At 51.6% G+C, this 12,257-nt stretch carries 13 protein-coding genes and 1 pseudogene; 8 read left to right on the plus strand and 6 right to left on the minus strand.

Going from position 1 to position 12,257, the window contains the following annotated elements; all coding sequences use genetic code 11:
• Positions 1 to 245: 245 nt before the first annotated feature.
• Both Q0Z70_RS11240 and Q0Z70_RS11245 read right to left on the minus strand, forming a co-directional pair.
• On the minus strand, positions 246 to 779 hold the full coding sequence (locus Q0Z70_RS11240) for a nitroreductase family protein (RefSeq protein ID WP_298074572.1): 534 nt from the start codon (positions 777 to 779) through the stop codon (positions 246 to 248).
• Between the two features lie 21 nt (positions 780 to 800).
• The gene (locus Q0Z70_RS11245; RefSeq protein WP_298074574.1) at positions 801 to 1,406 is read right to left on the minus strand and encodes a riboflavin synthase; all 606 of its coding nucleotides are present in this window, start codon (positions 1,404 to 1,406) and stop codon (positions 801 to 803) included.
• A 237-nt stretch (positions 1,407 to 1,643) separates the two neighbouring features.
• On the opposite strand from Q0Z70_RS11245, the pseudogene Q0Z70_RS11250 reads away from it, so the two are divergent.
• Positions 1,644 to 2,892 (plus strand): annotated as a pseudogene (locus tag Q0Z70_RS11250) (GTP-binding protein).
• A gap of 37 nt (positions 2,893 to 2,929) precedes the next feature.
• Here Q0Z70_RS11250 and nadD read toward each other — a convergent pair.
• From nadD to Q0Z70_RS11270, 4 genes are read right to left on the minus strand one after another with little or no spacing between them, the layout of a single operon-like run.
• Entirely contained in the window at positions 2,930 to 3,490 is a 561-nt protein-coding gene (gene nadD / locus Q0Z70_RS11255) for a nicotinate (nicotinamide) nucleotide adenylyltransferase (RefSeq protein WP_298074576.1), read from the minus strand.
• Positions 3,491 to 3,496: 6 nt separating this feature from the next.
• Positions 3,497 to 3,631 (minus strand): hypothetical protein, encoded by a 135-nt coding sequence (locus Q0Z70_RS11260; protein WP_298074578.1) that lies wholly within the window; start codon positions 3,629 to 3,631, stop codon positions 3,497 to 3,499.
• Positions 3,628 to 4,191 carry a guanylate kinase gene (gene gmk / locus Q0Z70_RS11265; protein WP_298074580.1) on the minus strand — a complete coding sequence of 188 codons (564 nt, stop codon included), beginning with the start codon at positions 4,189 to 4,191 and terminating at the stop codon, positions 3,628 to 3,630. The genes Q0Z70_RS11260 and gmk overlap by 4 nt, the downstream gene beginning before the upstream one ends.
• Positions 4,192 to 4,208: 17 nt before the next feature.
• A complete protein-coding gene (locus Q0Z70_RS11270; protein WP_298074581.1) occupies positions 4,209 to 5,087 on the minus strand; it encodes a YicC/YloC family endoribonuclease in 879 nt (292 codons plus the stop codon).
• A gap of 98 nt (positions 5,088 to 5,185) precedes the next feature.
• Here Q0Z70_RS11270 and tsaB point away from each other — a divergent pair, with 98 nt between their 5' ends.
• Genes tsaB through rseP form a run of 7 tightly spaced genes read left to right on the plus strand, consistent with a single transcriptional unit; the run spans position 5,186 to position 11,875 of the window.
• Complete coding sequence (gene tsaB, locus Q0Z70_RS11275) at positions 5,186 to 5,884, plus strand: tRNA (adenosine(37)-N6)-threonylcarbamoyltransferase complex dimerization subunit type 1 TsaB (RefSeq protein WP_298074583.1); 699 nt, start codon at positions 5,186 to 5,188, stop codon at positions 5,882 to 5,884.
• A gap of 37 nt (positions 5,885 to 5,921) precedes the next feature.
• Complete coding sequence (locus tag Q0Z70_RS11280; RefSeq protein WP_298074586.1) at positions 5,922 to 6,542, plus strand: DUF4290 domain-containing protein; 621 nt, start codon at positions 5,922 to 5,924, stop codon at positions 6,540 to 6,542.
• 51 nt (positions 6,543 to 6,593) lie between these two features.
• On the plus strand, positions 6,594 to 7,898 hold the full coding sequence (murA, locus tag Q0Z70_RS11285; RefSeq protein WP_298074588.1) for a UDP-N-acetylglucosamine 1-carboxyvinyltransferase: 1,305 nt from the start codon (positions 6,594 to 6,596) through the stop codon (positions 7,896 to 7,898).
• 5 nt (positions 7,899 to 7,903) lie between these two features.
• Entirely contained in the window at positions 7,904 to 8,440 is a 537-nt protein-coding gene (gene rimM / locus Q0Z70_RS11290; protein ID WP_298074590.1) for a ribosome maturation factor RimM, read from the plus strand.
• 20 nt (positions 8,441 to 8,460) lie between these two features.
• Positions 8,461 to 9,327 (plus strand): M23 family metallopeptidase, encoded by an 867-nt coding sequence (locus tag Q0Z70_RS11295; protein ID WP_298074592.1) that lies wholly within the window; start codon positions 8,461 to 8,463, stop codon positions 9,325 to 9,327.
• A gap of 14 nt (positions 9,328 to 9,341) precedes the next feature.
• A complete protein-coding gene (locus Q0Z70_RS11300; protein WP_298074594.1) occupies positions 9,342 to 10,505 on the plus strand; it encodes a 1-deoxy-D-xylulose-5-phosphate reductoisomerase in 1,164 nt (387 codons plus the stop codon).
• A 35-nt stretch (positions 10,506 to 10,540) separates the two neighbouring features.
• Complete coding sequence (rseP, locus tag Q0Z70_RS11305) at positions 10,541 to 11,875, plus strand: RIP metalloprotease RseP (protein WP_298074597.1); 1,335 nt, start codon at positions 10,541 to 10,543, stop codon at positions 11,873 to 11,875.
• Positions 11,876 to 12,257 lie beyond the last annotated feature (382 nt).

Genomic DNA, 12,257 nt, shown 5'->3' on the forward strand with positions numbered 1-12,257 from the left:
ACGATGGGATATGTCTTTTAAATCGCGACATCATTAGAGTTTCGTTTATGGCGTAGTGATACATTGAATCGTCCATTACCCATTCGCCAACAGACATCTTCACACAGTGCTTCATGAAAGTATAATACAGTGCTTCCTTACCTCCTCAGAAAGCACTGCATGAGCCCCTCACGAAGCACTGCATGAAAGGCTGACGCAGTGCTTCGTCAGAGACGGTGCAAGTGGGACGTTGCACGGCATGGCTCTTAATAGTGGTTGTACGACACCACCTTGTCCTGATCCTTGCGCGACTTCTTTCGCTTGGGCTTGGCCGCATAGCCTACGGCCACATCGAGCAACAGACGTTTGCCCGCAGGAATACCCACCAGCTGCTTTATCTCCTTCTCGTCGAACCACCCCATGATGCACGAACCCAACCCTTCACTTTCGGCGGCGAGCGTGATGTGTGCGGTAGCGATACCGATGTCTATCAGGGGAAAATACTTGTCCTTGATCTTCGAGCCGAGGAAGGAAGTGACGTTCATCGACTCCTCGACGATCAGGATATGCACAGGTGCCTCCTTGGCAAACCGGTTCATGCCCAACCCTGCGGCAGCTTTCCCCACCCGTCGCGCGAGTTCAGGGTCGTCCACTACTACAAACTTCCACGGCTGGGCGTTGCAGGCCGAAGGGGCCAGACAGGCTGCCTGAAGAATACGCTCCAACTTTTCGCGCTCCACAGGGCGATGCTCGTAGGCGCGGTCACTCTGGCGGCTGGCCGCCAATTGCAAAAAATCCATCGCTATCTCTCCATCTATAATTTATGACTGATACGAAATCATGCGGCTGATGTACTTGCCGATGATGTCGAACTCCAAGTTCACTACCGAACCCACCCGGATGGCATGGAAGTTGGTATGTTCGAAGGTATAGGGAATGATGGCCACCTGGAAAGTATCGTCCGTAGGATTGCACACCGTCAGGCTGACACCGTTGACTGTAACCGACCCCTTGTCCACCGTGATATAGCCTCGTCGGGTCATCTCCTTGTCGAACGCATAGCGGAAGGTATAATAATAACTGCCCGCGGCGTCCTTCACGTCGGTACAAGTAGCCGTCTGATCCACATGCCCCTGCACAATGTGCCCGTCCAAGCGTCCGTTCATCATCATGCTGCGCTCCACGTTCACCTCGTCGCCCACCTTCAGCAAGCCCAGGTTGGAGCGGTCGAGCGTCTCCTTCATGGCGGTGACAGTATAAGTATCGTCAGTCAGCGCCACGACGGTCAGACATACACCGTTGTGAGCCACACTCTGGTCAATCTTCAGTTCGCCCGCGAAGGAGCAACGGAAAGTGAAATGCACATTCTCCTGTTCTTTTACCACATTCACCAGCGTGGCACATTCTTCTACAATTCCAGAAAACATAAATCTCTTTCTTTTTAAGGGTTACGACATGACATCCCCCAGCCGAAGGGAAACAATCCCCATCCGCAGCGAATGTTTCTGCAAAAATAGTGAAAGGTAAGCGCATACCCAATCAAAAGCTCACGCTTTTAAGTAAGTTTTATCTAAAAATAAAAGAAGCTGCGAGAAAAAGGCAGGGCCTGGAAGCATAATCTAATCCAGAAGACTTATCTTTGCTGCGGCTAAACAAGAAACGATATGAAACAAAAAGAAATTCCCATACTGCTGCTTACAGGATATTTAGGCAGTGGCAAAACCACCTTAGTGAACCGCATCTTAGCCAACAAGCGGGGTATCCGCTTCGCTGTCATCGTGAACGACATCGGCGAAGTAAACATCGACGCCGACCTCATCCAGAAAGGCGGCATTGTGGCTCAGAAAGACGACAGCCTCGTCGCCTTGCAAAACGGTTGCATCTGCTGCACGCTGAAGACCGATCTCATCGAGCAAGTCCACGAGTTGATGCGTACCGAACGTTTCGACTACATCGTCATCGAGGCCAGCGGCATCTGCGAGCCCGAACCCATCGCACAGACACTCTGCTCCATCCCCCGCCTGGGCGACGCCTATACCCGCCATGGCATCTGCCGCCTGGACTGCTTGGTCAGCGTAGTCGACGCCCTGCGCCTGCAAAGCGAATTTGCCTGCGGCGACAGCCTGACACGCAAGGGATTGGACGAGGAAGACATCGAAAACCTCATCATCCAGCAAATCGAATTCTGCAACATCATCCTGCTGAACAAAGCAGCCGAAGTGAAGCCGGAAGAGCTGGGACGCATCAAGAAAATCATCCGCACCCTGCAACCTTCGGCTGAAATCATCGAATGCAACTACGCCGACGTGCCGTTGGAAAAACTGCTCGACACGCATCTGTTCAACTTCGAACGTGCCGCCACCTCGGCCGGCTGGATTCGTGAGATAGAACGTGCCGCCACAGAGGAAGAAGAACGCGAGGCGCATGCCTGCGGCAACCCTCACCACGACCATGAAGAAGAACATCACCACGAAGAGCATGAACACGAAGAGGAAGGACATCACAATCATCATCACCACCACGACCACGAAAGTGGCGAGGCAGAAGAATACGGCATCGGCACGTTTGTTTATTACCGCCGCCCCGCCTTCAACATCCACAAGCTGGATCACTTCATCGCCACTCGCTGGCCCAAGAACATTATCCGCACCAAAGGCGTATGTTAACTTCAGCCACAACCGCGACATGTCCTACCTTTTCGAGCAGGCAGGCGTGCAGAAGCAGCTCACCGAGGCCGGCCAGTGGTATGCCACCGCACCCGAAGAAGACCTCATCGAACTGATGAAGCAGGAGCCGGGCCTGCTGCGCGACTGGGACGAGAAGTACGGCGACCGCATGCAGAAGATTGTCTTCATCGGCCAACATCTCGACAAGGAACAGCTGGCGCACGACTTAGATGAATGTCTGGAATGAACCTTTAAAAGAACAAAGGGAATAATAGCTGAAAGGGTTACTTCCGCATCAGCCGTTCGTACACGCGCGGATGGAGGAAATAGCGCACATCCTTTCCCGCCTTGACAGACTCTCGGATAAAGGTGGAACTGATTTCGATCACCGGCGCATCAACCAGACGCACGCGAGGAGGCAAAGAAGAGACGTCGACAGGATAGCCTGAACGGGGATATATCGAAATAGGATTCTCGGCCAGCAGGCGCTCAGACCGGTACCAATGGGAGAAGGAGTGCCAGTTGTCCGATCCGATAATCAAGTGAAATGTATGCTGCGGATAGGCTTCCTTCAGGCAATCGAATGTGTGGATGGTATAGGAAGGACGGGGCAAATGGAATTCAAAATCGGAAGCACGGAATTTGGGATAGCCCTCTACGGCTAATTGCACCAACTCCAACCGCAAGGCATCGGGCAGCAAGTCCTGCCCCACCTTGAAAGGATTGCGGGGAGTTACCAGAAACCACAGTTCATCCAATCCGCCAAATTCGCAAAGGTAATTGGCCAGGGCCAGATGGCCGACGTGAATGGGGTTGAACGAACCGCTGAAGATACCTATATCCATAACGCATCAGATTTTCTTTCCCTCGTGCTGTATATTCGCATTCAGCAGCCCTGCCGCAGATACCGACAAGATAACATCGACGTTCAGTAATCCCTTGTTCATCTTGCACGAGAGATCTTTTCCGCTATTATCTTTCGTCATACCTTCAGAAATCGGGTGATTGCTTCCAACGCTTCGGCCTTGGCTGTCTCCAAGTCGTCGTTCACAATGATTTTGTCGAACTTCGGGGCAAAAGACATCTCGTAGGCAGCCTTTGCCACACGGTCTTCTATAACTTCGGGCGTATCGGTGCCACGTCCTACCAGACGTTTGCGCAACTCTTCGACCGAAGGCGGCCGGATAAAGACAGACAAGGCCCGATTGCCATAAACCTTCTTGATGTTGCATCCGCCTACGACATCGACATCGAACACTACATTTTGTCCGGCGGCCAGCTGCTTCTCGACCTGCGACTTCAACGTGCCGTAGAAGCGGTCGTGATAGACTTCTTCGTATTCCAGGAACTCACCCTCGGCAATACGACGGCGGAACTCTTCGGGCGAAAGGAAGAAATACTCTACACCGTCACGTTCCGTACCGCGCGGCGGACGGCTGGTGGCCGAAATGGAAAAAGCCAGGTTCAGGTTCTGTGTCAGCAAATAGTTGATAATGGTCGATTTACCCGAACCTGAAGGGGCGGAAAAGATAATCAGCTTACCCATCGTTCTTGAAAAATCAGTTACATCACGTTCAATACCTGTTCCTTGATCTGCTCCAGTTCATCCTTCATCTGAACTACGATCTTCTGCAACTCGACATGGTTGGACTTGCTGCCCAAGGTATTGATTTCACGGCCCATCTCCTGTGCGATGAAGCCCAATTTCTTACCCTGTCCGCTACCTGTTTCCAGCGTACTGATAAAATATTTCAAGTGATTGCAGAGACGCTGCTTCTCTTCGTTGATATCCAGTTTCTCAATGTAGTAGATAAGTTCCTGCTCCAGGCGGTTCTTGTCGTAATCCACACTGATTGTCTTCTCGAGTGCATCTACAATGCGCTCCTTGATTTTTCCGACCCGTTCCTTCTCATAAGGTTCCACCGTTTCGAGCAGACGGGCAATATTGGCTGTTTTCTCCCGAAACTTTTTCTCAAGCGCAGCCCCTTCCTGTTTACGGAAGTCCACCAGATGATTCAGCGCCTCTTCGACGGCCGCATGGGCCACCTGCCACTCTTCTTCGTCCAGTTCCTGAGTCTCGGTCTTGGTCATCACGTCCGGCAGTCGAAGCAGCGTACCGAACCAGTCTTCAGGCTCAGGAATACCTGTAGCAGAAGAGATTTCCTTGATACGGTGATAGTAGGCTGCCACCAGTTCCTGATTGATGGGCGTAGCCAGTTGGTCGGCATCCTTCTTTTCCACCCAAAGACTGAAATCCACTTTGCCCCGCTCCAGTACGCGGGCTATTTCGTTACGGATTTCTATTTCCTTCTCTCTGTAAGCGGGCGCAATTCGTGTCGACAAATCCAGCGCCTTGCTGTTAAGCGATTTTATCTCAACATTTATCTTTTTATCGGGTAATTCGACAATAGCCTTGCCATATCCCGTCATCGACTGTATCATAATGCTTCTTAAGTTTTATGCAAAATTACACGATTATTTTTAATTACTGAAAATAATCCCGTAAATTTGTCAGCCGATTAAAAAGACGAATCGTAACTATGTCATGTATCCTGCATATTGAAACATCCACGTCCGCCTGTTCGGTAGCCGTGAGCGAAGACGGGCAGGCAGTGTTCAAAAAGGAAGACTTGGACGGCCCTTCCCATGCCGTATCATTGGGCGTTTTCGTAGACGAAGCCTTGTCTTTCGCCGATAGCCATGCCATGCCGTTGGATGCAGTAGCCGTCAGTTGTGGGCCGGGGTCTTACACAGGCCTGCGTATCGGAGTATCCATGGCAAAAGGCATCTGCTACGGACGCAACCTGAAACTCATCGGCCTTCCTACGCTGAAAGTGCAGTGCGTCCCGGTATTGCTCTATCACGATGAGCTTCCCGACGATGCCCTGCTGTGCCCCATGATAGATGCCCGCCGTATGGAAGTCTATGCCGCCGTCTACGACCGTGCATTGAAACCCGTGCGCGACATTGCCGCCGACATTGTGGACGAGCATTCATATCGCGAGTTTCTCGACCGGCATCCTGTCTATTTCTTCGGTGACGGAGCAGCCAAGTGCAAGAGCAAAATTACACACCCGAACGCTCATTTCATTGACGGCATCCGCCCGCTGGCCGGTATGATGTTTCCCTTGGCTGAGAAAGCCATCGCTGAAGAGAAATTCGAAGATGTCGCCTACTTCGAGCCTTTCTACCTGAAGGAATTCGTAGCCGGCAAACCGAAAAATTTACTGAACGGATAACGGGCCATTCATTATAAACCGATAATTTATTGAATATATGCAATATAACACTCAACAGAAACGGATGCCTCTGCCTGAATATGGCCGCAGCATCCAGAACATGGTAAACCATGCACTGACCATCGAAGACCGTGCCGAACGCCAACGTTGTGCCAACACCATCATCAACATCATGGGAGGGATGTTTCCCCACCTGCGCGACGTACCCGACTTTAAGCACAAGTTATGGGATCATCTGGCTATTATGTCCGACTTCAAGCTGGACATCGACTATCCGTTTGAAATAATCCCCAAAAACGACCTCGATGCCAAACCTGACTCCGTGTCTTATCCCTGCACAAAAATCCGATACCGCCACTACGGCCGTACATTGGAAATGCTGATCCGAAAGGCATGCGAGTTTCCTGAAGGCGATGAAAAGCAGAACTTGGTAGCCCTTATCTGCAATCACATGAAAAAGGATTACATAACATGGAACAAAGATACGGTAGACGACCGCAAAATAGCAGACGACTTGTATGAACTGTCGGGCGGTAAATTACAAATGACCGATGAAATACTGAAGCTGATGGCCGAACGGGTCGATTTATACTATCGTCCGACCAAAGTCAATAACCAGAACAATAATAACCGAAACAATAAGAAAAAGAAATATTGAATTCTGCTCCAATAGCGGACTTCACAAACAAATTCCAACAAACCGACTATCATGGCATCATTCATCATCGAAGGAGGACACAGGCTGGCAGGTGACATCCATCCGCAAGGAGCCAAGAATGAAGTACTGCAAATCATCTGTGCCACCCTGCTTACAGCCGAGAAGGTGACCGTACACAATGTGCCCAACATTTTAGATGTAAACAACCTGATTCAGCTGATGCGCGACATGGGAGTAGAAGTGTCTAAAACAGGAATTGCCACCTATACTTTCCAGGCGGCACGCATAGATACGGCTTATTTGGAAAGCGATGAATTTCTGAAGAAATGCTCCAGCCTGCGCGGTTCGGTGATGTTGGTAGGCCCCCTGTTGGCACGCTTCGGCAAGGCTGTCATCTCCAAGCCGGGAGGTGACAAGATAGGACGCCGAAGACTCGACACCCACTTCATCGGTATTCAGAGACTGGGAGCGGGGTTCAGTTACAACGAAACGGCCGGAACGTTCGAAATAACAGCCAATCGGCTGAAAGGCACCTACATGCTGCTGGACGAAGCATCCGTAACGGGTACGGCCAATATCGTCATGGCCGCCGTGCGGGCCGAAGGGAAAACAACCATTTACAACGCGGCTTGCGAACCTTATGTACAACAACTCTGCCGCATGCTGAACCGCATGGGGGCTAAAATAACAGGCATCGCCTCGAACCTGCTTACGATTGAAGGGGTAAAGGAACTGCACGGCACAGAGCACACCATCCTGCCCGATATGATCGAAGTGGGCAGTTTCATCGGCATGGCCGCAATGACAGCCAGCGAACTGACCATCAGAAACGTGTCCTACGAAAATCTGGGCATTATCCCCCAGTGCTTTCGCCGTTTAGGTATCCGCTTGGAGCAACAGGGCGATGACATCTATGTTCCCGCACAGGAAACGTATGAGATTGAATCGTTCATTGACGGTTCCATTATGACCATCGCCGATGCCCCCTGGCCGGGCCTGACCCCTGACCTGCTAAGTGTGATGCTCGTCGTAGCCATTCAGGCTAAGGGAAGTGTGCTTATCCACCAGAAGATGTTCGAGAGCCGTCTGTTTTTCGTGGATAAGCTGATAGACATGGGTGCACAGATCATCCTCTGCGACCCGCACCGTGCTGTAGTCATCGGCCACAACCATGGCCTTCGTCTGCACGGCGGCAACATGACTTCGCCCGACATCCGTGCAGGTATCGCCCTGCTCATTGCAGCCATGAGTGCCGACGGCATCAGCCGCATCCACAACATCGAACAGATAGACCGCGGTTATCAAGACATTGAAGGGCGGCTGAACGCCATCGGAGCAAGAATCACGAGAATCTGACCCCCATGATTAAACGAGAAGAAGTATATAAGATAGGTCTATTCAACAAGCCGCATGGCATTCATGGCGAACTACAGTTCACCTTTACCGACGACATTTTTGACCGGGTGGAGGCCGAATACATCATTTGTCTGCTGGACGGTATTTTCGTACCGTTCTATATCGAAGAATACCGCTTCCGCTCCGATACCACCGCCCTGATGAAACTTGAGGGAGTGGACACGGCAGAACGCGCCCGCATGTTTACCAATGTCGAAGTCTGGTTTCCCGTAAAACATGCGGAAAGCGCTGACAACGGTGAATTGACGTGGAACTGTTTCATCGGTTTTCGTATGGAAGAAATCCGCTGCGGAACCCTGGGGGAAGTAACAGACGTAGATACTTCTACCATCAACACACTGTTTGTCGTCGATCACAACGGCGAGGAACTACTGATACCGGCCCAAGAAGAGTTCATTACCGACATCGACCGCAAGCATAAAGTTATTACCGTCGACCTTCCCGACGGCCTGACAGACTTTGATAAAGCAGAAGAGGAATAACCAATACCCATAAAGAATACATGCCGACCCCGAAGAAAAGAAAAAAAAGCAAAGCTTTCTGGAACAACATCAAGTTCAGGTACAAGCTGACCATTGTCAATGAGAACACATTGGAAGAGGTGGTGGGCCTGCATGTGTCCAAGCTGAACGGCATCTCCGTACTCCTATCCGTATTGACCGTTCTGTTCCTGATGGCCTCCCTGATTGTTGCCTTCACCCCGTTGCGCAATTATCTGCCGGGCTATATGAACAGTGAAATTCGCGCACAAGTAGTAGACAATGCCTTGCGGGTGGACTCGCTCCAACAGTTGGTGGAACGGCAGAACCTGTACATCATGAACATACAGGACATTTTTCGGGGTAAGATCAAAGCCGATACCATACAGTCCATCGACTCATTGACAACCCTGCGCCAGGATACACTCATGGAGCGAACCAAACGGGAAGAAGAGTTTCGCAAGCAATACGAAGAGAAAGAAAAATACAATCTGACGACCCTAACTGCCATGTCGGCAGACGGACTGAATTTCCATTGTCCCACAAGGGGAATCATATCCTCCTCCTTTAATGCCGAACAAAAGCATTACGGCACGGATATTGCCGCCAGTCCGGGCGAAAGCATATTGGCCACCCTGGACGGCACCGTTATTCTGAGTACCTATACCGCTGAAACGGGATATGTGATACAGGTACAGCACAGACAGGATTTCATATCCACCTACAAACACTGTGGGTCGCTGCTCAAAAAAGAGGGCGACACGGTAAAAGGAGGAGAAGCCATTGCCTTGGTCGGCAATACCGGACAGCTGAGCACCGGCCCGCATCTGCATTTCGAATTGTGGCATCGCGGCCATGCCATCAATCCTGAAATTTATATTGTATTCTAAACAAACGATATATCATGATAAAACGGATAGCCATACTGGGTTCTACCGGTTCCATCGGGACACAGGCCCTGCAAGTGATCGAGGAGCATCCCGACAAGTACGCAGCATCCATACTGACAGCCAACAACCGGGTGGAAGAACTCATCGCTCAGGCACGCAAGTTCAGGCCCGAAGCAGTGGTAATCGCCAATGAAGCAAAATACCGGCAATTAAAGGAAGCGCTGGCCGACCTGCCTGTCAAAGTACATGCCGGCGAAGAAGCACTTTGCCGGATTGTACAGGAAAAGCCGATAGACATCGTGCTGACAGCAATGGTAGGATATGCAGGACTGCGCCCCACGATAAATGCCATCCGGGCACGCAAGGCCATTGCCTTGGCCAATAAAGAAACGATGGTGGTGGCAGGCGAACTCATCAACAAACTGGCACACGAAAACCGTACCCCCATCCTGCCTGTCGATTCAGAACATTCTGCCATCTTCCAGTGTCTGGCGGGGGAAGTGGACAACGCTGTCGAAAAAGTAATCCTTACGGCTTCCGGGGGCCCCTTCCGTACCTTCAGCCACGAACAACTGAAGACGGTAACCAAAGAACAGGCCCTGCGCCACCCCAACTGGGACATGGGTGCCAAAATCACGATTGACTCTGCTTCGATGATGAACAAAGGATTCGAAGTCATAGAGGCCAAATGGTTGTTTGGCGTACAGCCGCACCAGATAGAAGTGATAGTCCATCCTCAGTCGGTCATCCACAGCATGGTGCAGTTCGAAGACGGCGCGGTGAAAGCACAGTTAGGTATGCCGGACATGCGCCTGCCCATCCAGTATGCCTTCTCCTATCCCGACCGTCTGCATGCTTCGTTCCCGCGATTGGATTTCACAAAATGCACGGAGCTGACCTTCGAACAGCCGGATACCACCCGCTTTCGTAACTTGGCCTTGGCCTACGAAGCCCTGAATCGCGGAGGGAACATGCCTTGCATCGTCAATGCAGCCAACGAAGTCTGCGTGGCAGCCTTCCTGCACGACCGTATTTCGTTCCTCGGCATGAGCGATGCAATCGAAAAGGTCATGGAGCGCGTGACCTTCATTCCACAACCGACCTACGAAGATTATGTGGCAACGGATGCCGAAGCACGCCGCGTTGCGGAAAGCCTGCTGAACGGATCATTGAAATGAATATTAATAACCGATAATTGATAGTTGAATAAACAATGGAAACATTTTTAATTCGTGCCCTACAGCTTGTCATGAGCCTCTCGCTGCTCGTGGTCATTCACGAAATGGGTCACTTCCTCTTTGCCCGCCTCTTCAAGACGCGGGTCGAAAAGTTCTGCCTCTTCTTCGATCCCTGGTTCAGCCTGTTCAAGTTCAAGCCCAAGCACAGTGAAACGGAATATGGCATCGGCTGGCTGCCGCTGGGCGGATATGTCAAGATAGCCGGCATGATAGACGAGTCGATGGATACCGAACAGATGAAACAACCTGTGCTGCCGTGGGAGTTTCGTGCCAAGCCGGCCTGGCAACGGCTGCTCATCATGGTGGGCGGCGTATTGTTCAATTTTCTGCTGGCCCTGTTTATCTACTCCATGATTCTCTTTGCCTGGGGCGATTCATACGTCCCGGTACAAAAAGCGCCGCTCGGCATGGACTTCAACGAGACCATGTATCGGGCGGGGTTCCGCGACGGCGATGTCCTGATTTCGGCCGACGGCGTACCCTTTGAGCGCATGGGCAGCGACCTGCTGACGGCCATTGTCGATGCCCGCCAGGTGACGGTGCTACGCGAAGGCCGGGAAGTTTCGGTCTACATCCCCGACGACCTGATGGACCGCCTGCTGGCGGACAGTACCCGCTTTGCCGACTTCCGCTATCCGTTTGTCATCGACAGCATCGTGCCCGGACGTCCTGCCGCACGGGCCGGACTGCAACCGGGCGACAGCATCACGCAGTTGGACGGACGCAACATCGCCTACTTCGACTTCAAGGAAGAGATGCTGAAACGCAAGGCCGACGGACAGGCATCGCACGACATCCGCCTGACCTACGTGCGCAACGGTCTCACCGACACCCTGAGCCTGACCACCGACTCCCTCTACGAGATAGGCATCACAGCCGACATGCGCACCGCCCGCCTGCTACCCGTAGTAAAGAAAGAATACACTTTCTTCTCGTCCTTCCCTGCCGGCGTCATGCTGGGCGTGAACACGCTGAAGGGCTACGTGGGACAGATGAAATACCTCTTCTCCAAGGAGGGCGCCAAACAGCTGGGCGGCTTCGGCACCATCGGCAGCATCTTTCCCGCCGCATGGGACTGGCACCAGTTCTGGTACATGACGGCTTTCCTCTCCATCATCCTGGCCTTCATGAACATCCTGCCTATCCCGGCTTTGGACGGCGGGCACGTACTGTTCCTTATCTACGAGATTGTGGCACGCCGCAAACCCAGCGACAAGTTCATGGAGCGGGCACAGATGGCGGGCATGTTCCTGCTCTTCGCCCTGCTTCTTTGGGCGAACCTGAATGATCTACTAAGGTTCCTCTTCTGACATTTCCGCTGAATGTCCGCAAAGAAAGACGGGGCACCTGCATAATTGGAATTTTATAGCAACATAAACCCGTCGAATTTTTATCATTTTTGGAAGATTTGAGGGCCTTAAAAACAGTCCTGTCAACAAAATCGCCTGATTATCAATGGATATTGTTGACAGGACAAGGTCTTTGGTAAACATTTCCGTGAAAAAATAAAAAATACCTCGCCTTTAAAGGCAGCCTATTTTTTATTGTATTTCAAGAAAGTTTGTACAGATCCTGTTACTGTCACCGTAACTTGCTGAGAATGAAGCGATATTGTTGACAGGACTGTTTTACCCGTGCCAAAACCCCGTTTTTCCTCCTTTTTTCTTCACGGGCAAATCCTTCCGTTCCGAC

The organism is uncultured Bacteroides sp. (genome assembly GCF_947632445.1).
In the GTDB taxonomy this organism is placed as follows: Bacteria; Bacteroidota; Bacteroidia; order Bacteroidales; family Bacteroidaceae; genus Bacteroides.